Source organism: Pseudomonas sp. UBA6310, from assembly GCF_002438225.1.
GTDB lineage: Bacteria > Pseudomonadota > Gammaproteobacteria > Pseudomonadales > Pseudomonadaceae > Pseudomonas_O > Pseudomonas_O kuykendallii.
This window is the reverse complement of the sequence record NZ_DJTK01000074.1, coordinates 10911-36103: the sequence shown is the minus strand read 5'-3', so window position 1 is coordinate 36103 and position 25193 is coordinate 10911. Positions and strand designations below refer to the sequence as shown.

At 66.6% G+C, this 25193-nt stretch carries 19 protein-coding genes; 17 read left to right on the top strand and 2 right to left on the bottom strand.

Annotation, left to right across the window (positions count from 1 at the left end):
* Positions 1-137: 137 nt before the first annotated feature.
* Both aceF and aceE read right to left on the bottom strand, forming a co-directional pair.
* Entirely contained in the window at positions 138-2132 is a 1995-nt protein-coding gene (aceF, locus tag B3E91_RS18160) for a dihydrolipoyllysine-residue acetyltransferase (protein WP_287030833.1), read from the bottom strand.
* 27 nt (positions 2133-2159) lie between these two features.
* The gene (gene aceE / locus B3E91_RS18155) at positions 2160-4805 is read right to left on the bottom strand and encodes a pyruvate dehydrogenase (acetyl-transferring), homodimeric type (RefSeq protein ID WP_287030832.1); all 2646 of its coding nucleotides are present in this window, start codon (positions 4803-4805) and stop codon (positions 2160-2162) included.
* Positions 4806-5076: 271 nt separating this feature from the next.
* Between aceE and glnE the strand changes: the two genes are divergently transcribed.
* The 17 genes from glnE (at position 5077) to B3E91_RS18070 (ending at position 25166) form a co-directional block, all read left to right on the top strand.
* Positions 5077-8022 carry a bifunctional [glutamate--ammonia ligase]-adenylyl-L-tyrosine phosphorylase/[glutamate--ammonia-ligase] adenylyltransferase gene (gene glnE, locus B3E91_RS18150; RefSeq protein ID WP_287030831.1) on the top strand — a complete coding sequence of 982 codons (2946 nt, stop codon included), beginning with the start codon at positions 5077-5079 and terminating at the stop codon, positions 8020-8022.
* 61 nt (positions 8023-8083) lie between these two features.
* On the top strand, positions 8084-9007 hold the full coding sequence (locus B3E91_RS18145) for a branched-chain amino acid transaminase (protein ID WP_287030830.1): 924 nt from the start codon (positions 8084-8086) through the stop codon (positions 9005-9007).
* A gap of 87 nt (positions 9008-9094) precedes the next feature.
* On the top strand, positions 9095-10129 hold the full coding sequence (gene waaF, locus B3E91_RS18140; RefSeq protein ID WP_273229860.1) for a lipopolysaccharide heptosyltransferase II: 1035 nt from the start codon (positions 9095-9097) through the stop codon (positions 10127-10129).
* 2 nt (positions 10130-10131) lie between these two features.
* Positions 10132-11148: a lipopolysaccharide heptosyltransferase I gene (gene waaC, locus B3E91_RS18135; RefSeq protein WP_287030828.1), complete on the top strand. Its 1017-nt coding sequence runs from the start codon at positions 10132-10134 to the stop codon at positions 11146-11148.
* Complete coding sequence (locus B3E91_RS18130; RefSeq protein WP_287030827.1) at positions 11148-12269, top strand: glycosyltransferase family 4 protein; 1122 nt, start codon at positions 11148-11150, stop codon at positions 12267-12269. The genes waaC and B3E91_RS18130 overlap by 1 nt, the downstream gene beginning before the upstream one ends.
* Positions 12266-13084, top strand: a complete 819-nt coding sequence (rfaP, locus tag B3E91_RS18125) for a lipopolysaccharide core heptose(I) kinase RfaP (protein ID WP_287030826.1) — start codon at positions 12266-12268, stop codon at positions 13082-13084. The genes B3E91_RS18130 and rfaP overlap by 4 nt, the downstream gene beginning before the upstream one ends.
* Before the next feature lie 28 nt (positions 13085-13112).
* Entirely contained in the window at positions 13113-14069 is a 957-nt protein-coding gene (locus tag B3E91_RS18120) for a glycosyltransferase family 9 protein (RefSeq protein WP_273229868.1), read from the top strand.
* Positions 14069-14803 carry a lipopolysaccharide kinase InaA family protein gene (locus B3E91_RS18115; protein ID WP_287030825.1) on the top strand — a complete coding sequence of 245 codons (735 nt, stop codon included), beginning with the start codon at positions 14069-14071 and terminating at the stop codon, positions 14801-14803. The genes B3E91_RS18120 and B3E91_RS18115 overlap by 1 nt, the downstream gene beginning before the upstream one ends.
* Positions 14800-15552: a lipopolysaccharide kinase InaA family protein gene (locus B3E91_RS18110; protein ID WP_287030824.1), complete on the top strand. Its 753-nt coding sequence runs from the start codon at positions 14800-14802 to the stop codon at positions 15550-15552. Before B3E91_RS18115 ends, B3E91_RS18110 begins: the two co-directional genes overlap by 4 nt.
* Complete coding sequence (locus tag B3E91_RS18105) at positions 15549-17000, top strand: lipopolysaccharide kinase InaA family protein (RefSeq protein ID WP_287030823.1); 1452 nt, start codon at positions 15549-15551, stop codon at positions 16998-17000. Before B3E91_RS18110 ends, B3E91_RS18105 begins: the two co-directional genes overlap by 4 nt.
* Positions 17000-17947 carry a glycosyltransferase family 2 protein gene (locus B3E91_RS18100; protein ID WP_287030822.1) on the top strand — a complete coding sequence of 316 codons (948 nt, stop codon included), beginning with the start codon at positions 17000-17002 and terminating at the stop codon, positions 17945-17947. Before B3E91_RS18105 ends, B3E91_RS18100 begins: the two co-directional genes overlap by 1 nt.
* A 17-nt stretch (positions 17948-17964) precedes the next feature.
* The gene (locus B3E91_RS18095) at positions 17965-19122 is read left to right on the top strand and encodes a hypothetical protein (protein ID WP_287030821.1); all 1158 of its coding nucleotides are present in this window, start codon (positions 17965-17967) and stop codon (positions 19120-19122) included.
* Positions 19038-20036, top strand: a complete 999-nt coding sequence (locus B3E91_RS18090) for a polysaccharide pyruvyl transferase family protein (protein ID WP_287030820.1) — start codon at positions 19038-19040, stop codon at positions 20034-20036. Before B3E91_RS18095 ends, B3E91_RS18090 begins: the two co-directional genes overlap by 85 nt.
* Entirely contained in the window at positions 20033-21214 is a 1182-nt protein-coding gene (locus B3E91_RS18085; RefSeq protein WP_287030819.1) for a hypothetical protein, read from the top strand. Before B3E91_RS18090 ends, B3E91_RS18085 begins: the two co-directional genes overlap by 4 nt.
* 160 nt (positions 21215-21374) lie before the next feature.
* Positions 21375-23132 (top strand): carbamoyltransferase family protein, encoded by a 1758-nt coding sequence (locus B3E91_RS18080; protein ID WP_287030818.1) that lies wholly within the window; start codon positions 21375-21377, stop codon positions 23130-23132.
* Entirely contained in the window at positions 23116-24249 is a 1134-nt protein-coding gene (locus tag B3E91_RS18075) for a glycosyltransferase (protein ID WP_287030817.1), read from the top strand. The genes B3E91_RS18080 and B3E91_RS18075 overlap by 17 nt, the downstream gene beginning before the upstream one ends.
* A complete protein-coding gene (locus B3E91_RS18070) occupies positions 24246-25166 on the top strand; it encodes a glycosyltransferase family 2 protein (RefSeq protein WP_287030816.1) in 921 nt (306 codons plus the stop codon). The genes B3E91_RS18075 and B3E91_RS18070 overlap by 4 nt, the downstream gene beginning before the upstream one ends.
* Positions 25167-25193: the final 27 nt, after the last annotated feature.

Genomic DNA, 25193 nt, shown 5'->3' with positions numbered 1-25193 from the left:
GTTTTAACAGACATTCGGTAGGGGTTTTTTGCGGACTGCCCAGTCAAAAAAAGCCCCGCTGGGAGGCGGGGCCGAGGAACGAGCGTGGCGTGCTCGAGCAAGGGAGCCGGCGGGCCGTGCGGCCCGCCGGAAAACCGTTACAGCAACAGCGTGCGGATATCGCCGAGCAGCTCGCCGAGACGCTTGGTATAGCGCGCGGCGGCGGCACCGTTGATCACCCGGTGATCGTAGGAAAGCGACAGCGGCAGCATCAGGCGCGGCTGGAAGGCCTTGCCGTCCCAGACCGGCTGGATGGTCGCCTTGGAGACGCCCAGGATCGCCACTTCCGGCGCGTTGACGATCGGCGTGAAGCCGGTGCCGCCAATGTGGCCGAGGCTGGAGATGGTGAAGCAGGCGCCCTGCATGTCGTCGGCGGCGAGCTTCTTGGTGCGTGCCTTTTCCGCCAGCGCGGCGGCTTCGGCGGCCAGTTGCAGCAGGCTCTTCTGGTCGACGTTCTTGATCACGGGGACCAGCAGGCCGTCCGGCGTGTCCACGGCGAAGCCGATGTTCACGTACTTCTTGCGGATCAGCGCCTTGCCGCTGGGGGCCAGCGCACTGTTGAAGTCCGGCAGTTCCTTCTGCAGGTGCGCGCAGGCCTTGAGCAGCAGCGGCAGCACGGTCAGCTTGACGCCTGCTTTCTCCGCGACGGCTTTCTGCGCAACGCGGAAGGCCTCCAGCTCGGTGATGTCGGCCGAGTCGAACTGGGTCACGTGCGGCACGTTCAGCCAGCTGCGGTGCAGGTTGGCGGCGCCGACCTGCATCAGGCGGGTCATCGGCACTTCTTCGACTTCGCCGAACTTGCTGAAGTCGATTTCCGGCACCGGCGGAATACCCGCACCGCCGGTTGCGCCCGCGGCGGCGGCTGGCGCGCTCTTGGCTTTCTGCAGCTGCGCCTTGACGAAGGCCTGCACGTCTTCCTTGACGATCCGGTCGCGCGGACCGCTGGCGGTGACGTCGGCGAGGTCGACGCCGAACTCGCGCGCCAGCATGCGGACCGCCGGGCCGGCGTGAACTTTCTTGCCGGCCTTGCTCGGTGCAGCCGCGGCCGGCGCAGGCGCCGCCGATGCCTGGGGCTCGGTGACGCCCTGCTTGTTCGGTGCGACGGTCTGTTGCGGCGCGGCCGCTTCGGTCTTCGCCGCGGCCTTGGCCGGAGCGGCGCCCGCGACCTTGAGCACGAGGATCAGATCGCCGGTCTTGGCTTGGTCACCGACCTTGACCGCCAGGCTTTCCACCACGCCAGCTTTCGGCGAAGGGATTTCCATGCTGGCCTTGTCGGATTCCAGGGTGATCAGCGACTGGTCGGCTTCGACGGTGTCGCCGACCTTGACCAGCACTTCGATGATGTTGGCTTCACCGCTGGAACCGATGTCTGGAACCTTGACCTCTTCGCTGCTTTCGCCCGCGGGCTCGGCGGCGGCTTCGGGCTCGGCGGCCTTGGCCTCGCTCTTCGGCGCGGCAGCGGGGGCGCTGGCGGCCTTGGCGGGTTTGGCCTTGGCGGCGCCTTTCAAGACCAGGATCAGGTCGCCGGTGCCGACTTCGTCGCCGACCTTGACCGACAGGCTCTCCACCACGCCGGCGGCCGGCGAGGGGATTTCCATGCTGGCCTTGTCGGATTCCAGGGTGATCAGCGACTGCTCGGCTTCGATGGTGTCGCCCGGCTTGACCGACACTTCGATGACGCTGGCCTTGGCGCTGGAGCCGATATCCGGAACCTTGATCTCCTGCGCTTCGCCTTCGCCGGCGGATGCCGAGGCATCGTCGTCGCCCGGCGGCGTCGGCGCTTCGGATTCTTCCGGAGCCTCCTGGGTCTCGCCCACGGCGGCCTTGGGCTCGGCGGATGCCTGCTCACTGGCGGCGCCGTCGGCGCTTTCCAGATCGATCAGCAGGTCACCGGTCTTCAGGTTGTCGCCCATCTTGAAATGCAGCGCGACGACCTTGCCGGCCTTCGGTGCCGGGATTTCCATGCTGGCTTTGTCGGACTCGAGGGTGACTAGGCCCTGTTCGGCTTCGACGACGTCGCCGACCTTGACCAGTACCTCGATGACCTCGCCTTCGCCGCTGCCGATATCGGGTACGCGAATGGTTTCACTCACAATATGTTCTCCTGTTCGCTCGCGTTATCAGCAATCAAGCGGGTTGCGTTTCTCGGGATCGATGCCGAACTTGGCGATGGCTTCGGCCACCACCTTGCGTTCGACCGAACCGCGATCGGCAAGTGCTTGCAGCGCGGCGAGGCTGACCCAGCGGCGGTCGACTTCGAAGAAGTCGCGCAATTTCTTGCGGCTGTCGCTGCGGCCGAAACCGTCGGTGCCCAGGACCTGGTATTCCTTGCTCGGAACCCATTGGCGAATCTGGTCGGCGAACAGCTTCATGTAGTCGGTCGATGCGACGACCGGGCCATGACGTCCTTCCAGGCAGGTTTCGACGTAGGTCTTGCGCGGCTCTTCGGCCGGGTGCAGACGGTTCCAGCGGTCCACCGCCAGGCCGTCGCGACGCAGTTCGTTGAAGCTGGTGACGCTCCAGATGTCGGCGCCGACGCCGAATTCGGCGAGCAGCTCGGCTGCGGCGCGGACTTCGGTGAGGATGGTGCCGCAACCCAGCAACTGGACGCGGTGGGCGAAGTCGCCCTTGGCTTCCTCGAGCAGGTACATGCCGCGGATGATGCCCTCTTCCACGCCTTCCGGCATGGCCGGCTGCTGGTAGTTCTCGTTCATCACGGTGATGTAGTAGTAGACGCTTTCCTGCTTCTCCATCATCTGATAGACGCCGTGGCGCATGATCACGGCCAGCTCGTAGGCGTAGGTCGGATCGTAGCTGCGGCAGTTCGGGATGGTGCTGGCGAGGATGTGGCTGTGGCCGTCCTCGTGCTGCAGGCCTTCGCCGTTCAGCGTGGTGCGCCCGGAGGTGCCGCCGAGCAGGAAGCCGCGGGTCTGTGCGTCGCCGGCCGCCCAGGCGAGGTCGCCGATACGCTGGAAGCCGAACATCGAATAGAAGATGTAGACCGGCAGCATCGGCGTGTTGTAGTTGCTGTAGGCGGTGCCGGCAGCGACGAAGGAGGAGAACGCGCCGGCCTCGTTGAGGCCTTCCTGGAGGATCTGGCCGTCCTTCTCTTCGCGGTAGTACATCACCTGGTCGCGGTCGACCGGCTCGTACAGCTGACCTACCGGGGAATAGATGCCGAGCTGGCGGAACATCCCTTCCATGCCGAAGGTGCGCGCTTCGTCAGCCAGGATCGGCACGATGCGCTTGCCCAGTTCCTTGTCCTTGACCAGCGACGCGAGGATCCGGCCGAAGGCCATGGTGGTGGAAATTTCGCGATCGCCGGAACCGTCGAGCACGGCTTTCAGGGTTTCCAGCGGCGGGGTCGGGATGCTCACGCTGGTGTGGCGGCGCTGCGGCAGGTGGCCGCCGAGCTTCTCGCGGCACTTGCGCAGGTACTTCATCTCCGCGCTGTCTTCTTCCGGGCGGTAGAAGGGCAGGTCGTGCAACTGCGAGTCGTTGAGCGGGATGTCGAAACGGTCGCGGAATTTCTTCAGGCTCTCGATATCGACTTTCTTGGTGTTGTGCGCGGTGTTCTTCGCTTCACCGGCGCCCGTGCCGTAGCCCTTGATGGTCTTGGCCAGGATGACGGTCGGCTGACCCTTGTGGTTGACCGCCTGGTGGTAGGCCGCATAGACCTTGTAAGGGTCGTGGCCGCCGCGGTTGAGCTTCCAGATCTCGTCGTCGCTGAGCTTCTCGACGCGCTTGAGCAGTTCGGGATCGGCGCCGAAGAAGTGCTTGCGCACGAAGGCGCCGTCCTTGGCCTTGTAGTTCTGGTAGTCGCCGTCGATCACCTCGTCCATGCGGCGCTGCATGCGACCGTCCTCGTCCTCGGCGAACAGCGGGTCCCACATGCGGCCCCAGATGACCTTGTTGACGTTCCAGTTGGCGCCGCGGAACACGCCTTCGAGTTCCTGGATGATCTTGCCGTTGCCGCGAACCGGGCCGTCGAGGCGCTGCAGGTTGCAGTTGATGACGAAGATCAGGTTGTCCAGGTTCTCGCGGCCGGCCAGGGAGATGGCGCCGAGGGTTTCCGGCTCGTCGGTCTCGCCGTCGCCGATGAAGCACCAGACCTTCTGTTTGCCGGCCGGGATGAAACCGCGGTTTTCCAGGTACTTCATGAAGCGCGCCTGGTAGATCGCCTGGATCGGGCCGAGGCCCATGGAGACGGTCGGGAACTGCCAGAAGTCCGGCATCAGGTGCGGGTGCGGGTAGGACGACAGACCACCGCCATCGACTTCCTGGCGGAAGTTGTTCATCTGGTCTTCGGACAGGCGGCCTTCGAGGAAGGCGCGGGCATAGATGCCGGGCGACGCATGGCCCTGGTAGTAGATCAGGTCGCCGCCGTGTTCTTCGGTCGGGGCCTGGAAGAAGTAGTTGAAGCCGATGTCGTACAGCGTCGCGCTGGAGGCGAAGGTGGAGATGTGGCCACCCAGGTCCGGGTCCTTCATGTTCGCGCGCATCACCATCGCCAGGGCGTTCCAGCGAACCAGCGAGCGGATGCGGCGTTCCATGAACAGGTCGCCAGGCATGCGTGCTTCGTGGGTGACGGGGATGGTATTGCGATACGGCGTGGTGATCGCGTAGGGCAGCTGAGTACCGCTGCGAGTAGCGAGTTCACCCATGCGGGTCATCAGGTAGTGGGCGCGGTCTTCGCCTTCGCGGTCCAGGACCGACTCAAGGGCGTCCAGCCATTCCTGGGTTTCGACGGGATCGAGATCTTGCATGGCTTGCTCCAGGGCGGAAAGGCAACCAAAATCGGCCGCCTGTAACACCACCGGCCTTGTGGGCCGGAAGTGGCTAAATTCTTGGATGTGCCGGTCATTCGGCCTTGTAGTTTTACTACATTCCGACGCCGGTTTCACCCATTCGGGCACATTGCCCAGTAGTAAAACTACAATAACAACGGCTTCTTCATTGCCAGCGCGGGCTTTCGGCAGGGGCGGAAAACCTCTTTCGCATCCCTCGGCGGCAACTCGCAGCCGACAAGGATAGACCATGAACCTGCCCCCACTCGTCGCCGTGCCGGACGTCCTGCAAAGCGGCGTCGAACGCGCGGAACAGGCATTGCGCACTGCCGCAGCGACCCTCGGCGACAGCGCCGAGCAGCGCCTTTCCAGCTGGCCCGCACCGCGCCACGCGGACTTCCTTAGGGTGGCCGCCGCCAGCGATTTCGTCGCCGAGCAGGCCACGCGCAGCCCCGAAGCCTTCCTCGATCTGGCCGATTCCGGCGAGCTGGAGCGTTCTCTGCAGACCGGCGAACTGCGCGATCAGTTGCACCGCCTGCTCGCCGAATGCTCCGACGAGGACGACCTCGCGCGGCGCCTGCGACGTTTTCGCAACCGCCAGCAGGCGCGCATCATCTGGCGCGACCTGACGCGCCAGGCCGACCTGATCGAAACCTGCCGCGACCTCTCCGAGCTGGCCGACGTGTGCATCGACGAGGCCTACCGCTGGCTTTACCCGCGCCTCTGCGCGCAGTTCGGCACGCCGATCGGCAAGCGCTCCGGCGAGGCCCAGCAACTGGTCGTGCTGGGCATGGGCAAGCTCGGCGCCGGCGAGCTGAATCTGTCCTCGGACATCGACCTGATCTTCGGCTTTCCGGAGGGTGGCGAAACCCAGGGCGTGAAGCGCGCGCTGGATAACCAGGAGTTTTTCGCGCGCCTCGGTCAGCGGCTGATCAAGGCGCTCGACAGCATCACCGTCGACGGCTTCGTGTTCCGCGTCGACATGCGCCTGCGCCCCTACGGTTCCGCCGGTGCCCTGGTGTTCAGTTTCAGCGCGCTGGAGCAGTACTACCAGGACCAGGGGCGCGACTGGGAACGCTACGCGATGATCAAGGCGCGGGTGGTCGGCGGCGACCGCCAGGCCGGAGAGCAACTGCTCGACCACCTGCGCCCGTTCGTCTACCGGCGCTACCTGGACTTTTCGGCGATCGAGGCGCTGCGCCTGCTCAAGCAGATGATCCAGCAGGAAGTCCGGCGCAAGGGCATGGACGAGAACATCAAGCTCGGCGCCGGCGGGATCCGCGAGGTCGAGTTCATCGCCCAGGTGTTCCAGCTGATCCACGGCGGCCGCGAACTGAGCCTGCAGCAGCGCTCCCTGTTCAAGGTGTTGGCGACCCTCGAAGGGCAGGGCTACCTGCCGGCGGCGGTGATCGCCGAGCTGCGCGACGGCTACGCCTTCCTGCGTTACACCGAACACGCCTTGCAGGCGATCGCCGACCGCCAGACGCAGATGCTCCCCGACGGCGCGCTGGAGCGCGCGCGGGTCGCCTTCATCATGGGGTTCCCGGACTGGGCCGCGTTCCACGAGCGCCTCAGCCACTGGCGCGAGCGCATCGACTGGCACTTCCGCCAGGTGATCGCCGACCCCAACGAGGAAGAGAACCTGCCGAGCCAGGCCAGCGTCGGCGGCGAGTGGCTGCCGCTGTGGGAAGACCGCATGGAAGAGGAGGCCATCGACCGGCAACTGCTGGATGCCGGCTTCGTCGATCCCTTCGCCGCGCGCAAGCGCCTCGCCGAGCTACGCAACGGGCCGCAGGCGCGCGCCATGCAGCGGCTGGGCCGCGAGCGGCTGGACGCCTTCATCCCGCGGCTGCTGAGCATGGCCGCCGAACACCAGGACCCGGACCGGGTGCTGGAGCGCGTGCTGCCGCTGGTCGAGGCCGTGGTGCGGCGCTCCGCCTACCTGGTGCTGCTGACGGAAAACCCCGGAGCCTTGCAGCGGCTGATCGCCCTGTGCGTCGCCAGCCCGTGGATCGCCGGGCACATCGCGCGCTACCCGATCCTGCTCGACGAGCTGCTCAACGAAGGGCGGCTGTTCAACCCGCCGAACGCGCCGGAGCTGGCCGCCGAACTGCAGGAGCGGCTGCTGCGGATTCCCGAGGACGACCTCGAGCAGCAGATGGAAGCGCTGCGCCACTTCAAGCTGGCCCACGGCCTGCGCGTGGCGGCCTCGGAGATCAGCGGCTCGCTGCCGCTGATGAAGGTCAGCGATTACCTGACCTGGCTCGCCGAGGCGATTCTCGACCAGGTGCTGGCGCTGGCCTGGCGCCATACGGTGGCGCGCCACGGCGCACCGAAACGCGCCGATGGCAGCCCTTGCGATCCGGATTTCGTCATCGTCGGCTACGGCAAGGTTGGCGGCATCGAGCTGGGCCACGGTTCCGACCTCGACCTGGTGTTCATCCACGACGGCGATCCGCAGGCGGAAACCGACGGGCCCAAGCCGATCGACGGCGCGCAGTTCTTCACTCGCCTCGGCCAGCGGATCATCCACCTGCTCACCGCGCACACCAACTCCGGCCAGCTCTACGAGGTCGACATGCGCCTGCGTCCGTCCGGCGCGGCCGGGTTGCTGGTGAGTTCGCTGGGCGCCTTCGCCCGCTACCAGGAAACCGAGGCCTGGACCTGGGAACACCAGGCGCTGGTGCGCGCCCGCGTGCTGGTGGGCAATCGCCGGGTCGGCGAAGGCTTCGAGCAGGTGCGCGCCCGCGTGCTCGGCCGCGAGCGCGATCTGCCGACCCTGCGCCAGGAGGTCAGCGAGATGCGCGCCAAGATGCGCAGCAACCTCGGCACCCCGGTAACCGCCGCCGGCACCGCGGCGAACGCCTTCGCCGCCACCGTCGGCTACGACCTCAAGCAGGACGCCGGAGGTATCGTCGATATCGAATTTATGGTGCAATACGCGGCCTTGGCCTGGTCGCACGGGCATCCCGAGCTGCTGCGCTACACCGATAACATCCGCATTCTGGACGGCCTGGCTGATGCCGGACTGCTCCCGGCCGAAGACGTCGCCCTGCTGCAGGAAGCCTACAAGACCTACCGCTCCGTGGCGCATCGTCAGGCGCTGGAAAAGCTTCCGGGCGTGGTCCCAGGCGATCAGTTGCAGGCCGAACGGCGCGCCGTGATGCGCATCTGGCGGACGCTGGGGCTGAGCTGAATCCCGGCGCGTCGCCAACCCGTATTAGTTGTACGAACCGAACCTTGAGGAGCTGGCAGTTATGTCGATGTCCGACCGCGATGGCGTGATCTGGTATGACGGCGAAATGGTGCAGTGGCGCGACGCCACCACCCATGTGCTGACCCACACCCTGCACTACGGCATGGGCGTGTTCGAAGGCGTGCGTGCCTACGAAACCCCGCAGGGCACGGCGATCTTCCGCCTGCAGGCGCACACCGATCGGCTGTTCGATTCGGCGCACATCATGAACATGAAGATCCCGTTCACCAAGGACGAGATCAACGAGGCGACCCGCGCCGCCGTGCGCGAGAACAACCTGGCTTCGGCGTACATCCGCCCGATGGTGTTCTACGGATCGGAAGGCATGGGCATCCGCGCCGACAACTTGAAGGTCCACGTCATCGTCGCTGCCTGGCACTGGGGCGCGTACATGGGCGAGGAGGCGCTGAAGAGCGGCATCAAGGTGCGCACCAGTTCCTTCACCCGCCACCACGTGAACATCTCGATGACCCGCGCCAAGTCCAACGGCGCCTACATCAACTCGATGCTGGCCCTGCAGGAAGCGGTTTCCGGCGGCGCCGACGAGGCGCTGATGCTGGACCCGGAAGGCTACGTCGCCGAAGGCTCCGGCGAGAACATCTTCCTGATCCGCGAAGGCCGCCTGTACACCCCCGAGGTGACCGCCTGCCTGAACGGCATCACCCGCAGCACCGTGCTGATCCTGGCCAAGGAACTCGGGCTGGAAATCATCGAGAAGCGCATCACCCGCGACGAGGTGTACATCGCCGACGAAGCCTTCTTCACCGGTACCGCCGCCGAAGTCACGCCGATCCGTGAAGTCGATGGCCGGCAGATCGGCGGCGGCAGCCGCGGTCCGATCACCGAGAAGCTGCAGAAAGCCTACTTCGACCTGGTCAGCGGCAAGACCGACGGCCACGCCGACTGGCGTACCCTGGTCAAGTAAGTCGCCGGACCTTCCCGGCGAAGCCCGGCGCGAGGCGGCCCTGCGCCGCCTTCGTCGGGCTCGGGCGGTCCGCGCCTCGAGTCCCTTATGAATATTCTGATCATCGGCCCGAGCTGGGTAGGCGACATGGTGATGGCGCAGACGCTGTTCGCCTGCCTGAAACAGCGCCATCCCGGCTGCGCCATCGATGTGCTGGCGCCCGAGTGGAGCCGGCCGATCCTCGAACGGATGCCGGAAGTGCGCGAGGCGCTGAGCTTTCCGCTCGGCCACGGCGTGCTCGATCTGGCCGCGCGCCGGCGCATCGGTGCTGGCCTCAAGGGGCGCTACCAACAGGCCATCCTGCTGCCGAACTCGCTGAAGTCCGCGCTGGTGCCGTTCTTCGCCGGGATTCCCAAGCGCACCGGCTGGCGCGGCGAGATGCGCCTGGGCCTGCTCAACGACATCCGCAAGCTGGACAAGGACCGTTATCCGCTGATGATCGAGCGCTTCATGGCGCTCGCCTACGAACCCGGCGCCGCGTTGCCGCAACCCTATCCGAGGCCGGCGCTGGCAATCGACCCGGCCAGCCGCGACGCGGCGCTGGCCACGTTCGGGCTGCAGCTGGATCGTCCGGTGCTGGCGCTGTGTCCCGGCGCCGAGTTCGGCGAAGCCAAGCGCTGGCCGGTGGAGCACTACGCCAAGGTCGCCGAGCTGAAGATTCGCGAAGGCTGGCAGGTCTGGCTGTTCGGCTCGAAGAACGATCACCCGGTGGGTGAGGAAATCCGCGCGCGGCTGATCCCCGGCCTGCGCGAGGAAGCGCTGAACCTGGCGGGCGATACCTCGCTGGCCGAGGCCATCGACCTGCTCTCCTGCGCGGCCGCCGTGGTCTCCAACGACTCCGGCCTGATGCACGTGGCCGCGGCGCTGAACCGCCCGCTGGTGGCGGTGTACGGCTCCACCTCGCCGCAGTTCACCCCGCCGCTGGCGGACCAGGTGGAGGTGGTGCGCCTGGGGCTGGAATGCAGCCCGTGTTTCGAGCGCACCTGCCGCTTCGGTCACTACAACTGCCTGCGCCAGCTCGAGCCGCGCCCGGTGCTGGATGCTCTCGGCCGGCTGGTCGGCGACCCGCTCGAGGTGAGCTGACGTTGCGCGTCCTGCTGATCAAGACGTCCTCCCTCGGGGATGTGATCCACACCCTGCCGGCCCTCACCGATGCGGCGCGGGCGATTCCCGGCATCCGTTTCGACTGGGTGGTGGAAGAGGGCTTCGCCGAAATCCCGGCCTGGCATCCGGCGGTGGCGCAGGTGATCCCGGTGGCGATCCGGCGCTGGCGCAAGCACCCGTTGCAGACCTGGAAGAGCGGCGAATGGCGACGCTTCAAGGCGCGCCTGCGCGAGACCCGCTACGACCTGGTGATCGATGCCCAGGGCCTGCTGAAAAGCGCCTGGCTGACCCGCTACGTGAAGGCGCCGGTGGCCGGGCTCGACCGCGACTCCGCCCGCGAGCCGATCGCGGCGCGCTTCTACGACCGGCGCTACGCCGTGGCCCGCGAGCAGCACGCGCTGCAACGTACCCGCGCGCTGTTCGCCGAGGCGCTGGACTATCCGCTGCCGACCGGCGTCGGCGATTACGGGCTGGACCGCGCGCAACTGGCCGATTCGGCCGGCGAGCCTTACGTGCTGTTCCTGCACGGCACCACCTGGGCCAGCAAGCACTGGCCCGAGGCGGACTGGCGTGCCCTGGCCGAGCGCATCGCCGAACGCGGCTGGGCGATTCGCCTGCCGTGGGGCAACCCGACCGAGAAAGCCCGCGCCGAGCGCATCGCCGCCGGCCTTGAAAAGGTCGCCGTGCTGCCCAAACTGAACCTTGCCGGGGTCGCCAAGGTGATCGCCGGCGCGCGGGCCTGCGTGGCGGTGGACACCGGCCTCGGTCACCTCGCCGCCGCGCTGGACGTGCCGTGCATCTCGCTCTACGGGCCGACCCGCCCGGACCGCGTCGGCGCCTATGGCCGCTCGCAGGTCCACCTGTGCGCGAGCGGGCCGGGCGCCGGCCTTGGCGACCGTGACACGCCGTGCTTCGACGGCCTCGATGCCGAGCGCGTCGGCACCGAACTGGAGGCGTTGCTGCTGGCGCCGGAGAGCGTTTTCGAGGATCGCGCCTGATGCAACTGGCTTTTGCCCTCTACAAGTACTTCCCCTTCGGCGGCCTGCAGCGCGACTTCATGCGCATCGCCCTGGAGTGCCAGCGCCGTGGCCACGCCATCCGCGTCTACACGCCGATCTGGGAAGGCGAAGTACCGTCGGGTTTCGACGTGCGCGTGGCGCCGGTCAAGGCGCTGTTCAACCACCGGCGCAATGAGAAATTCAGCGCCTGGATCGCCGCCGACCTGGCCCGCGATCCGGTCGACCGGCTGATCGGCTTCAACAAGATGCCGAACCTGGACGTCTACTACGCCGCCGACGGCTGCTACGAGGACAAGGCGCAGACCCTGCGCAATCCGCTGTACCGCAAATGGGGCCGCTACCGGCACTTCGCCGACTACGAGCGGGCGGTGTTCGGCGCCGACGCGAAGACCGAGATCCTGATGATCTCCGAGGTCCAGCAGCCGCTGTTCGTCAAGCACTACGGCACCCCGGCCGAGCGCTTCCACCTGTTGCCGCCGGGCATCGCCGCCGACCGCCGCGCGCCGGCCAACGCGGCCGAGATCCGTGCCGAATTCCGCCGCGAGTTCAAGCTGGCCGACGACGACCTGCTGCTGGTGCAGATCGGTTCCGGCTTCAAGACCAAGGGCCTGGACCGCACCCTGAAAGCCGTCGCCGCGCTGCCCCGCGAGCTGAAGAAACGCACCCGGCTGATCGCCATCGGCCAGGACGATCCCAAGCCGTTCCTGCTGCAGATGGGCGCGCTGGGCATTTCCGAACAGGTGCAGATTCTCAAGGGGCGCAGCGACATTCCGCGCTTCCTGCTCGGCGCCGACCTGCTGATCCATCCGGCCTACAACGAGAACACCGGCACGGTGCTGCTCGAGGCGCTGGTCGCCGGGCTGCCGGTGCTGGTCAGCGCGGTCTGCGGCTATGCCCACTACATCGCCGATGCCGATGCCGGCCGCGTGCTCGCCGAGCCGTTCGAGCAGGCGCAACTGAACGCCACCCTGGCGAGCATGCTCGCCGACGATGCGGCGCGTGCCGGTTGGTCGCGCAACGGCCTGGCCTTCGCCGACTCGGCGGACCTGTACTCGATGCCGGAGCGCGCGGCCGACGTGATTCTCGGAGAACGGCCATGAGCAAGCTGGTGCTGCAGGAACCCTTCAGGAGCCTCTGGCAGGGCCGCGATCCCTTCGTCGAAGTGGAGAAGCTGCAGGGCGAGGTTTACCGCGAGCTGGAGGCGCGCCGCACGCTGCGCACCGAAGTCGACGGCCGAGGCTATTTCGTGAAGATCCACCGTGGCGTCGGCTGGGGCGAGATCGTCAAGAACTGGCTGACCGCCAAGGCGCCGGTGCTGGGCGCCGGTCAGGAATGGGCGGCGATCCAGCGGCTCACCGAGGTCGGCGTGCCGACCATGACCTGCGTGGCGTTCGGCGAGCGCGGTGCCAACCCGGCAACGCAGCATTCCTTCATCATCACCGAAGAACTGGCGCCGACCGTCAGCCTGGAGGATTTCTGCCGCGACTGGCCGAGCGATCCGCCGCCGCTGGCGCTGAAACGGGCGCTGATCGCGGAAGTGGCGCGGATGACCGGCGCCATGCACCGCGCCGGGGTCAACCACCGCGACTGCTACATCTGCCATTTCCTCCTGCACACCGACGCACCGCCGGCAGCCGGCGCGTTCAGGCTGTCGGTGATCGACCTGCACCGCGCCCAGGTGCGCGCGCAGACGCCGGCCCGCTGGCGCAACAAGGACATCGCCGGGCTGTACTTCTCGGCGCTGGACATCGGCCTGACTCGGCGTGACAAGCTGCGCTTCCTCAAGACCTATTTCGGCAAGCCGCTGCGCGAGATTCTGCGCGACGAAGCCGCGCTGCTGGCCTGGCTGGAGCGCAAGGCAGAGCGTCTGCTGCAGCGCTACCGACGCAAATACGAGCCGGGGGCCGCGGCATGAGCGGCGCCTGCACACGCCAAGGGGCAACATGAATTTCAACGGACTGCGTGTCGGCATCGTCTCGTTTCCGGCACTGGGTGACGCCACCCTCTACCTGCGTCTGGCCTGGCTGTTCCATCGCGCCGGCGCGCAGGTCAGCTTCTTCAGCAAGACCCTCTACCCGGCGCGCGAGTACTTCGACTGGCTCGACGTGCAGCGCGATGACAGCGAGTCGCTGGAGGTGCTGTCGCCCCGCTTCGACCTGCTGATCGCCTGCTTCGAGAAGTGCTACGAGCCGGGCGCGGGTGCTCAGGCCTACGCGGCGCTGACCAACGTGGCCTTCGTCACCGCCAAGAAGATTTCCCGGGAGTCCGGCCTGCACGGGCGCGAGGTAATCGTGCGCGGCGAGCGCCTGCCGGGCGCGAGCATTCCGTTCTGCCTCGATTCGCGCGCCGGGCAGACCATGGTCGACTGGGTCGACTCCTACGCCAACCAGGTGTACGGGATCTCCCTGGGGCCGGGTGAGCGGGTCATGGGGCGGCCGAAAGAGCCGGCGCCGAGCCGCCGCGTGGTGGTTTTCCCGACCACGCCCAAGGAGAGCAAGAATTACTGGCTGCTCGGTTTCCGCCTGCTGGCGCATGCCATCAAGGCACGCGGCTGGGACGTCGAGTTCGTCTGCATGCCGGACGAACGCGAGCGGATCGGCGCGGCCATCGGCGATTTCCCGCTGCATGCCTTCCCCGACGTCAAGGCGCTGATGGATTACGTCGCCGGCGCCGCCGTGGTCATCAGCAACGATTCCGGCGGCGGCCACCTGGCCTCGATGATGGACATTCCCACCTTTACCATCACCCGCCGGCGCAAGAACTTCGTCTGGCGCCCCGGCTTCAACCACAAGAACACCGTGCTGTATCCGCTGTGGCGCTTTAAATGGCTCGGCAGCTACGTCTGGCGGCCGTTCGTACCGGTCTGGCGGATCGCCCGCGACCTCGGTCAGGCGCGCTGATGGCGGGCTGGAAGCTCGATTCGTCGCATGCCGGTCTGTCGGCGCACTTCGGCAACCTGGAAGCGGTGTTCGCGCTCGAGGGCGAGCGCCTGACCCGCGACCCGCTGTCCGAGGTGATCCGTGTCGAAGTCGACGGCGTGCGCTATTACGTCAAGCGCTACTGGGGCGCCGGCAAGGGCGTGCGGCGCTATCTGGGCCGTCCGCGGGTCAAGGCCGAGTGGCAGAACCTCAAGCATTTCGCCCGCTGGGGCATCCCGACGGCGACGGTGGTCGGCTGGGGGCTGGAGCGTAGCGGCGGGGCCTTCCTGCGCGGTGCGCTGATCACCCGGGAGTTGCCCAACACCCACGACCTGGCGTGGCTCGCGAACAACCACGATCCCCGCCTGCGCGATCGCCGCTGGGTCGATGGCGTCAGTCGGCAACTGGCCGCGGCGACACGCATCCTGCACGACCATTCGTTCGCCCATAACGACCTGAAGTGGCGAAACCTGCTGGTCGACGACCGCGGCGAGCTGTTCTTCATCGACTGCCCCGGCGGCACCTTCTGGCGCGGCGCGCTGCTGCGCCGGCGCATCGTCAAGGACCTCGCCTGCCTGGACAAGGTGGCGAAGTACACCCTGTCGCGTACGCAGCGGCTACATTTCTACCTGCGGTACGCCGGCGTGACGCGGCTCGGGGCGAGCGACAAACAGCGTATCCGCCAGGTGCTGACCTATTTCGAGGGCCGCGAGTGAGCGATTACCTGTGTGGCGATGACCGCGACCTGCTCGAGCGCCACGCGCTGGCGAGCTTCGACGCGCTCTGGGCCTTGCAACTGGACGCCGTGGACGCGCCGAACCGGGCGGGGAAGGGCTGGAGCCAGGTCTTCCGCCTGGATCTGGAGGGCCGCGGTTACTACCTCAAGCGCCAGTCCGACTACCTGATGCGCAGCCTGCGCCATCCCTTCGGCGAGCCGAGCTTCGCCCGCGAGTTCCGCAACATCCGGCGCTACCGTGAGCTGGGCATTCCGGCGTTGCAGGCGGCCTTCTTCGGCCAGCGAAAGGTGCGCGGCGAACGCCACGCGATCCTCCTGACCCGGGCGCTGGACGACCGCCGGGACCTGCAGCACTGGCTGGAGGGCTGGGAGCAGCGGCCTGCGGAGCAACGCCAGGCGCTGCTGACGGCGGTGGGGCGGCTGGCGCGCCGGCTGCACGCGGCTGGGCAGAGTCACGGCTGTTTCTACCCCAAGCACATCTTCCTGCGCGAAGCCGACGGCTTCGACGCCTGCCTGATCGACCTGGAGAAGACCCGCCCGCTGCGCCGGGGCGAGGCCGACCGGGTGCGTGATCTGGAACCGCTGCTGCGCCGCGCGCGCGTCTGGCAGGAGACCGAGGTGCGCGGATTTCTCGCCGCCTACCTGGACCGGCCGGCGACGAGCGCCGAGGTGGAGCACTGGTTGCCGCTGCTCGCCGCGCGTCAGCGCCGCAAGGAGGCACGCACGTGAAGCTGGCCGAGTTGCAGCATGCCGGCCGCGCGCCGGCCCTGCCGCTGAGCGTCGAGCTGGGTGCGGACAGCCTGAGCGTCAGCACCTGGCTGCGCGTGCTGCCGGGGCAGCGCTATGTCGGGCTGGCGCGGTGGCAGGGGCGGACGGTGCTCGCCAAGCTGCTGGTCGGCGCCAAGGCCGAGCGTCATTTCTCCCGTGAGCGCGACGGCGCGGCGCTGTTGGCCGCCTCCGGCCTGGATACCCCGGCGCTGCTCGCCGAAGGCTTCGAGGCCGGGCAGGGCGGCTGGCTGCTGTTCGAGTTCCTCGACGGCGCGCAGAGCCTTTGGGACGCCTGGCGCGCGGTGGAGCACCAAGCGCCGCTGTCGGACGCCCAGCAGGCCGTGCTCGGCGAGGCCCTCGCCGCCATCGGCCGCCTGCATGCCCAGGGCCTGTGGCAGAGCGATCTGCACCTGGACAATCTGCTGCGGCACGATGGTCGCCTGTTCCTGATCGATGGCGGCGGCGTGCAGGCGGAAACCCCTGGCCAGCCGCTGTCCCGAGCACGGGCGCTGGAAAACCTCGGGGTGTTCTTCGCCCAATTGCCGGCGCGCCTGGAACCCTTTTTCGAAGAGCTGCTGGTGCACTACCTGCTGGCCAATGGCGAGCACGCCCTGCCGCTGGAAGCGCTGCTGAAGGATGTCGCCCGGGTCCGTCGCTGGCGGCTGCGCGATTACCTGCAGAAGGCGGGGCGCGACTGCAGCCTGTTCAGCGTGCGTACCGAGCCGCGCGGCCTGTGCGCCGTGCGCCGTGACGAGCAGGACGCCCTGGCGCCGCTGCTGGCCGACCCCGACACGTTCATCCGCGCCGGGCAGTTGCTGAAGGACGGAGGCAGCGCGACGGTCGCGAAGGTCGAGGTGGCGACACGCCAACTGCTGGTGAAGCGCTACAACGTCAAGGGCCTCGGCCACTGGCTCCGACGCTGCCTGCGCCCGAGCCGGGCCTGGCACAGCTGGATCGAGGGCAATCGGCTGGAATTCCTCGGCATCGCCACGCCACGACCGCTGGCCTGCATCGAGCGACGCTTTCTCGGGCTGCGTCGCGGGGGCTGGCTGATCAACGCCTTCTGCGAGGCGGGCGACCTGTTCGCGCTGTTCGGGCGCGAGGGCGATCGTCCGCCGTCCCCGGAAGAGGCCGGCGCGATTCAGCGCCTCTTCGCCGACCTGGCGCGCGAGCGCATCAGCCACGGCGACCTCAAGGCGACCAACCTGCTGTGGGACGCCGGGCGTCTGCTGCTCATCGACCTCGACGCGCTGCGCGCGCATCCACCGGGCGCCGGATGGCAGCGCGCCCAGGCGGCGGACCGCGCCCGCTTCATTCGCAACTGGCCGGCGGATAGCCCCCTGGCGCGTTGGCTGGAGGAAAACCTGCCCAGCGCCGAAGCGCCGCCGTCCGCCGTGGGGCATGACTGATGCAGGTGGCCGATGCTCGCTGGAAACGGGATGCACCGGCCGATCTGCTATTGAGCGTGATCATTCCCGCCTACAACTACGCCTCGGTGCTGTCGCGCTGCCTGGATTCGGTGCTGATGCAGCTCACCGGCGAGTGCGAGCTGATCGTCGTCGACGACGGTTCGCAAGACACCACGCTCGATCTGCTGCGCGGACGGCATTGCGGGGCGCAGCGTGCCGCGTATCTGTGCCAGGACAACCGCGGCCCTTCCGCGGCCCGCAATGCCGGGCTGGCGATATCCTCCGGGCGTTGGGTGTTGTTTCTCGATGCCGACGATGTCATGGCTTCGGGGGCGATAGCGGCGATCCTGCATAGGCTGCGCACCTGCCCCGGTATCGATCTGTTGCTCGGCGGGCATCTGGATTGCGCGGAGGACGGCAGTAGCCGCTACCACCCTCCCGGACGGATCGCCGACGCGGTTTTTTCCCGGCTCGACGATTTCCTGCTGAAGAAACGCTTCGGCATGGGGCATGGCAGCGCCGTGTTCCGCCGCGCGCGGGCGACCTGCTGTCCCTATCCCGAGGATCTGAAGCAGGGCGAAGACCTGGCGGTTTTCGCCTTCATGCTCTCGTCCCCGGTGATTTCGGTGCTGGATGTTCCGCTCGTCTGGATCTACAAGCACGCGGATTCCCTGCGCAATCAGCTGGAGCTGGATGCCGCCCACGGCGACCGGGTCGCGGCGGCGGTCTTCGAGCGTCTGCCGGGCGAGTTCCAGCACCGCCTGCGCGCCTACCGAGCACAGCGCCAGCTGTCCCTGTTTCGCGGTTGCTACCTCGCCGGGCTGCGCAGCGAGGCGTTGGCTTGCTATCGTCGGGCCTGGCGGCTCGACCCCTGGATAGCGTGCCGCTGGGACTATCTTTCGAAATGGCTACGGCTGGTACTTGGCTGGCGAGGGACGCGACTTTGAGCGTGCAGGATGTGCACATGACCGACACCCGGCAGGTCGCTTCGCTGGCGCCGGGCACTTCGAGCGGCAGCCGGATCGACTACCAGCTGCAGCTCGGCGAGCGGCGCTACCCGGTCTATTTCTCCGCTGCGGACATTCCGCTGTCCGGCGATGGCGAAGCGCTGCTGGCCATGGCCGCGCTTGGGGCGATGGCCACCGATACCGACCTTCGCTTGCCGGGCACTCTCTCGCCGCAGTTCCTCGCCAACCAGCGCCAGCTCATGCAGACGTTCGCCGGTTGGTTTGCGCGCTATCGGCCGGTGTCGATCACCGCGCAAGCCCTGGTTTCCCGCCCGAAAGCGGCCACCGGGCGTGTCGGCAGTTTCTTCACCGGCGGCGTCGACTCGTTCTACACCTTCCTCAAGCACCGCGAGGAAATCACCGACCTGATCTTCGTGCACGGCTACGACGTCGCGCTGGACGACCTGCCGCGGCGCCAAGCGATCAGCGAAATGGGCCGCGCGATAGAGCAGGCGACCGGTGTGCGCTTCATCGAACTGGAGACCAACGCCATCCGCCTGTTCAAGGACTTCGGGCGCTGGGGGCTGCATGGCCACGGCTACGGGCTGGGCAGCGCCGCGCGCCATCTGGCCGACTACCTGGACCGGATCTACATTCCGTCCTCGTTCGCCGAAGCCGACCTGATGCCCTGGGCATCCCATCCGCAGACCGATCCGCTGTTCTCCGACGAGCGTCTGGAGGTCATCCACGACGGGTGCGAGGCCGGGCGGATCGACAAGGTCGAGGCGCTGGCCGCGGCTCCTTTGGCGCTGGCTCACCTGCGGGTTTGCTGGGAGCGGGTCGAGGGCAGCTACAACTGCGGGCGCTGCGAGAAATGCCTGCGCACCATGACGTCCCTGGAGGCCTTGGGCGTTCTCAAAGACAGCGCGACCTTTCCACCGCAGGTGGCCCTGGAGCGCGTCCGCGCCCTGGTGATGTACGACGATTCCCTGATCAAGTTCGCCCGGGAGAATGTCCGCCTGCTGTCGGCTCGCGGGCTTGGCGATAGCCCTCTGGCGCAAGCCTGGCAACAGGTGCTGGAGCGACCGCAGTGGCGCAACAGGCTGATCCTGCGCGGCAGGAAAATACGCGGCAAATGGCGGCGGGTTATCAAGAAAATAAGGAATGCCACGTGAGGCCGATCTGTTTGCTGGAATACACCGGCGCGATATTCGAGCGATTCGTCAACCTGGGTGATGATATCCAGACACTGGCCGTCAGCCGCCTGGTGCCGCGCGTCGATGGCTATGTGTCGCGTGAGGCCCTGAACCAGGTCGCGGAGCCCTGCACCGTGCCGATGAATGGCTTCTTCATGAACACCGGGAACTGGCCGCCCTCCGCCCAGGTGAGCCCGGTGTTCTTCGCGTTCCATATCTCGCCCCCCGCGCAGGCGGTGATCTGCTCCCCCGAAGGCATCGATTACCTGCGCCGCTGGCAGCCCATCGGCTGCAGGGATCGCGGCACGCAGGCACTGCTCGAACGGCATGGCGTGCAGGCGTATTACAGCCGTTGCGTGACCCTGACCCTGCCACGGCGCGAGCGGTCGCCCGAAGGCGAGGGCGAGGTGTTTCTGGTCGGCCTCAGCCCGGCGGCTCGGCGGGCGGTGCCGGCCTCGATTCGCAAACGTGCGATCGTCGTCGACCAGGCCAAGCTGCGCCTGCCGATCGGCAGCACGCGTTTGCGCCTGGAGCTGGCCGGCGAACTGCTGGACCAGTACCGCCGGCGCGCGCGCCTGGTCATCACCTCGAAGATCCATTGCGCGATGCCCTGCATCGCCATGGGCATTCCCGTCGTGTTTCTCTACGACGCGGCGCAGCGCGACGACTATCGGGTGAAGATCATCGAGGACCTGGTGGGTATCCATTACGTGCACAATTCCGGGCCCCTGGCCGCGTTGCGCAACCTGCATCTGGCGCGCGGGATCGACTGGAATCCGCCGCCGCTGGATATCGAGTCGCTGAAGCTCGAGATCGCCGCCGAGTTCGGCCGGGCGTTCAGTCGCGTCCACTCTGGCGAACCGGGCGTCGCCGAAGCGGAGTCCGCAACGTGAGCATCATCGTTTCAGAGCTTTCCTCGGACTGGTCGAGCGAGTCGTCGGAGAAATCGACGGTGACCTACCGCATCGACCTCGGCGATCGGCACTACGACGTCTTCATCCGCAGCAATGGCCTGCAACGGCAGCCCGGACTCGATGCGGCGCTGCCGCTGGCGTTGCTGGCGGCGATGAAGCTGCGTCGGCCGATTCGGGTCAAGGGGGCGCTGTCGGCGACCTACCTGGCGGGTGTCAGGCAGGTGATGGCGCTGTTCGAGGCAAGCTTCGACGAATACTTCGCGGTGCCGATCGAGGCCGATTCGATGTATCAGCCGGCCCCGCAGGCAGGCCCGCGCAAGGCGTCCTTCTTTTCCGGCGGCGTCGACTCCTTCTTCACCCTGATCAAAGGGCAGGAAGAGCTCACCGACATCCTGTACATCCATGGCTTCGACGTGCGCCTGGACGACCTGCCGCGACGTGCGGCGGTGAGCGCGATGGGCGCCGCCGTGGCCGAGGGCACCGGGACGCGCTTCATCGAGGTGGAAAGCAATCTTGGCAAGGTGATCCAGGACTTCGGCTCGTGGCCCATTCACGGGCACGGCTTCGCCTTGATGAGCGTCGCCCGTGCGCTGGCCGGCGATATCGGCGAAGTGCGCGTTCCCGGGACCCACAGCCTGCGCCACCAGAAGCCCTGGGGCTCCTGGCTGGATACCGATCCGCTGTTCTCCGATGAACGTCTCGCCATCGTCCACGATGCCTGCGAGGCCGAGCGGATCGACAAGATCAGGCGCATCTCCAGCGAGCCGCTGGCGCAGGCGTATCTGCGGGTGTGCTGGGGCAAGGTCGACGGGATGTACAACTGCTGCCGCTGTGAAAAATGCCTGCGGACCATGGTTTCCCTGCATGCGCTGAATCGCCTGGAACAGTTCACCAGCTTCCCGCTGCCGCTGGAGACCCGGGACGTTGCGCGCACTCTTCTTCCGCGCGACGGCTTGCGCATCTACCTGGAGGAGAATATCGAGCTGCTTAGGCAGAATCGGCCGGAAGAGCGTGCATTGATCGCCGCCTTGCAGCGGCAGTTGCGCCGTCCCATATGGCTGGCCGTGCTGCGCCTGAAGTGGCGCAAGCGATTTGCCCGGCTCAAGGGCCATTTTCGCCGCTTGACGCGGCGAGGCGCCGGACGCGACCTTGAGTGACGGGCTGAATTACCGATTTCGACGGGCGCCGCGATATAATCGCCGTTTTTTGCTGCTCGGTGCCGCCCCGCTTCCCCCTTCCGGATGAAGGTCGCCGCGGCCGGCCGTGCGCCGGGCACGACCCACTTGACGTGGTCACCCAAACTCAAGAGGCAACGCTGTGTCACTCACGATTCTCGGCCTTTCCGGCGCGCTCAGTCATGATCCCTCCGCCGCGCTGTACATCGACGGCAAGTTGATCGCGGCAGTGGAAGAGGAGCGCTTCGTTCGCGACAAGCACGCGAAGAACCGCATGCCCTACGAGTCGGCGAAGTTCTGCCTGGAGCAGGCCGGAATCCAGCCGGCGGATGTCGACGTGGTGGCGATTCCGTTCGCGCCCATCAGCATCTTCGGCAAGGCGCGCTGGCACTACGCGAAGCGCTACTGGTACGCGCCGGACCGCGCGCTGGACGCCATCCTGCTCGGTAACCGCCGCTACAAGCGCTATCACAAGCGCATCCAATGGTGCCTGCAGCAACTCGGCTTCGACCTGAAGAAGGTCCGCATCGAGCCTGTCGAGCACCACCTGGCGCACGCCTCCAGCGCCTACCATTGCTCGGGTTTCACCGAGAAGACTGCGATCATGGGCATCGACGGCAAGGGCGAGTACGCCACCACCTTCTTCGGCTACGGCGAGAACGGCAAGATCCACAAGATCAAGGAGTTCTTCGACCCGGATTCGCTGGGCGGCCTGTATGGCGCGATCACCGAATACCTGGGCTTCGAGATGCTCGACGGCGAGTTCAAGGTGATGGGCATGGCGCCCTATGGCGACGCGGCCAAGTACGACTTTTCGCGGCTCGCCAGCTTCGAGAACGGCGAGCTGACCATCAACACCGACTACGCCAACGTCATCGGCTTCCGCCGCTACAAGGAGAAGGGCAAGGGTTTCTACTTCTCGCCCAAGCTGATCGAGTGGCTGGGACCCAAGCGCGAAGGCGACATCGCCGACGACCCTTACATCCACTATGCGGCGAGCATGCAGGCGCTGTTCGAGAAGCTCGCGCTGCAGATGATGGATCACTACCTGGGCGACATCATCAGGCAGACCGGCAAGATCGCCTTCGCCGGCGGTTGCGCGCTGAACGTCAAGCTGAATCAGAAGATCATCGCCCGTCCGGAAGTGAAGGAGCTGTTCGTCCAGCCGGCTTCCGGCGACGCCGGTACCGCGGTGGGCGCGGCGGCCTACGTCTCGCACCAGCGCGGCGTGCCGGTGGAGAAGATGGAACACGTCTACCTCGGCCCGGCCTATTCCAACGAGGACATCATCGCTGCCTGCGCGCGTCACCCGAGCCGCCCGGTATGGAAGCGCATCGACGACATGCCGCAACGCATCGCCCAGATCATGGTGGCCGGCAACCCGGTTGCCTGGTTCCAGGGGCGCATGGAGTTCGGCCCGCGTGCGCTGGGCGGACGCTCGATCATCGGTTGCCCGAGCGTGGCCGGCGTCGCCGACCGGATCAACGCGCAGATCAAGTTCCGCGAGCGCTGGCGCCCGTTCTGCCCGTCGATGCTCGATACCGTCGCCCCGCAGATGCTCAAGGTCGACCATCCGTCGCCGTTCATGACCTTCACCTTCGAGGTCAACGACGAATGGAAGGGCCGCGTTGGCGAGGTCGTCCACGAGGACGGCACCTCCCGCGCCCAGGTGCTCAAGCGCGAGTACAACCCGCGCTACTACGACATGATGAAGGCGCTGGAGGAGCTCACCGGCAACGGTGTCTCGCTGAACACGTCGCTGAACCGCCGCGGTGAGCCGATGGTGTGCTCGCCGACCGATGCGTTGAACATGTTCTACGGGTCCGATCTGCCGTACCTGATCATGGAAGACATCCTGGTTGCCAAAGACGGGATGGACTGGCATGACCCCATCGGCTGAGCCGCGCGTTCTGCAGATCTGCCATGGCTATGACGGGCCCTTCCTCGATTGCGCCCGTCAGTACGCGGTGCTGTTCGCCGGGACGCCCTACAAGGTGACCACGGTGTTCCTGACCGGCGCGCCCGATCCTGCGGTGGCGGCCGGTTGCGCGTCCGAGGAGGTGCTGTTCCTCGATTACAGCTCCCGGGACATCCGCGGCCTGAAGCTGCGCGCCATCCGCGAGATTCGCCAGATCGCCCGCCTGCGCAACGTGCATCTGTGCATCGCCCACCGTTTCAAACCGATCTACATCGCCTGCCTGGCCACCCGGTTGCCGGTGATCGGCGTGCACCACGCGTTCGGCATCTACACGCGGCCGATGCGTCGCGCGTTCGTCGGCCTCTTTCGCCGTCGCCTGACGCTGCTCGGCGTCTCCGACGCCGTGCGCGACGACATGCGCCGCTGTCTGACCGACTGGCCCGCCGAGCGCATCCAGACGCTCTACAACCGTATCGACGTGGCCGCCGTGCAGGCTCTCCAGGTCGACCGCGCCGCAGCCCGCGCCGAGCTGGGGCTGCCGGATGGAGCCTGGATCGTCGGCAACGTCGGCCGCCTCCATCCGGACAAGGACCAGGCGACGCTGCTGCGTGGCTTCGCCGCCGCGCTGCCGGAGCTGCCGCCCAACAGCCTGCTGACGATCATCGGCACCGGTCGCCTGGAGGGCGAACTCAAGGCTCTTGCCCACGAGCTGGGCATCGCACCGAAGGTCGCGTTCCTTGGCCAGGTGCCCGATGCACGTCGCTACTTCAAGGCCTTCGACGTCTTCGCGCTGAGCTCCGACCACGAGCCTTTCGGCATGGTGCTGCTGGAAGCCATGGCCGCGGGTGTGCTGATCATCTGCAGTGACTGCGGAGGAGGGCGCGAGGTAGTCAAAGGAGTGGGTATGCTGTTCCCGCTCCGCGATGCCGGCGTACTGGCGAAGCACTTGCTGAGCTTGGCACGTTCCGATGCACCCCAGGCCGCCGACAGGCGCCAGGCTACGGCCGAGCGGCTGGACAGCTGCTTTTCCGACAGGGCGGCGCAGGCTCGATTCAAGGAACTGATGTCGCGCATGGAACGGCTGGAGGCATACCGATGAGCGAACCCGTGGTGCCGTTGGTCTCGGTACTGGTCCCTTGCTACAACTACGCCAACTTCGTTGGCGAGGCGCTAACCAGTGTTCTGGAGCAGGACTATCGCAACTTCGAGCTGATCGTCGTCGATGATGGCTCCACTGATGACAGTGCCAGCGTCATCGAGCGCACCATCGAGGCCTCGAAGCCAGGTTCGCGGGCACGCCGTGTCCTGTTCGTGAAACAGGAAAACCAGGGCGTGAGCGCCGCGCTCAACACGGCTTTGGCGCTCGCGGAGGGTGAATTCGTCGCGACCTTCGATGCCGACGACATCATGCCCCAGGGGCGGTTGGCGGTGCAGGCGGCCTATCTGAGCGAACATCCAGAAGTGGGTTGCCTGGGAGGCGTGGCGATCCGCATTGACGAGCAAGGAGCGCTTCTACCCAAGAAAGACAAGAAGCGCGAAGTCCGGCGCTACGACTTTGATCAGGCGCTCGCTGAGGCCCTGGTGGTCGGCGGCAACATCGCCGTCTATCGCCGCGACGCGATGATCGCGGTGGGCGGGTACGACCCGGCGATCAGGGTCCAGGACTTTCAGATGACCCTGAAGATCGCCCATGAGGGTTACTTCGTCGATATCTTGCCGGAAATCGTTACGCTGTACAGGAAGCACCCCGATAGCTTGTCCAGGCAATACAAGTCTGAGTATCTATATGGTCTGCAAGTGATTGAGGACTATAAGGAGTGTCCCGCTTATTCTTCTTCAAAGTCAAAGTTGATAACGAAGGCATTGCGCATCGCAGTAACGGATGACAAGGCTTACGCGTGGAGATTGCTTTTCCAGGTCCCGTTGGCTCATTGGGATGGCCAGTTGTTCAAGAGGCTGCGTCATCTCCTGTTCAAGCCCAGTTCCAGGGACTGCAGACGTGGGACGGGTAATTGATTTATTTCGTGTATATTTTTAAAGAGA

Coding starts and splice junctions, on each gene's coding strand:
- B3E91_RS18120 (WP_273229868.1), top strand. CDS start 13,113: ATGAATTTCAACGGACTGCGTGTCGGCATCGTCTCGTTTCCGGCACTG.
- B3E91_RS18130 (WP_287030827.1), top strand. CDS start 11,148: ATGCAACTGGCTTTTGCCCTCTACAAGTACTTCCCCTTCGGCGGCCTG.
- B3E91_RS18100 (WP_287030822.1), top strand. CDS start 17,000: ATGCAGGTGGCCGATGCTCGCTGGAAACGGGATGCACCGGCCGATCTG.
- waaF (WP_273229860.1), top strand. CDS start 9,095: ATGAATATTCTGATCATCGGCCCGAGCTGGGTAGGCGACATGGTGATG.
- B3E91_RS18075 (WP_287030817.1), top strand. CDS start 23,116: ATGACCCCATCGGCTGAGCCGCGCGTTCTGCAGATCTGCCATGGCTAT.
- B3E91_RS18070 (WP_287030816.1), top strand. CDS start 24,246: ATGAGCGAACCCGTGGTGCCGTTGGTCTCGGTACTGGTCCCTTGCTAC.
- rfaP (WP_287030826.1), top strand. CDS start 12,266: ATGAGCAAGCTGGTGCTGCAGGAACCCTTCAGGAGCCTCTGGCAGGGC.
- B3E91_RS18095 (WP_287030821.1), top strand. CDS start 17,965: ATGACCGACACCCGGCAGGTCGCTTCGCTGGCGCCGGGCACTTCGAGC.
- B3E91_RS18145 (WP_287030830.1), top strand. CDS start 8,084: ATGTCGATGTCCGACCGCGATGGCGTGATCTGGTATGACGGCGAAATG.
- glnE (WP_287030831.1), top strand. CDS start 5,077: ATGAACCTGCCCCCACTCGTCGCCGTGCCGGACGTCCTGCAAAGCGGC.
- B3E91_RS18115 (WP_287030825.1), top strand. CDS start 14,069: ATGGCGGGCTGGAAGCTCGATTCGTCGCATGCCGGTCTGTCGGCGCAC.
- aceE (WP_287030832.1), bottom strand. CDS start 4,805: ATGCAAGATCTCGATCCCGTCGAAACCCAGGAATGGCTGGACGCCCTT.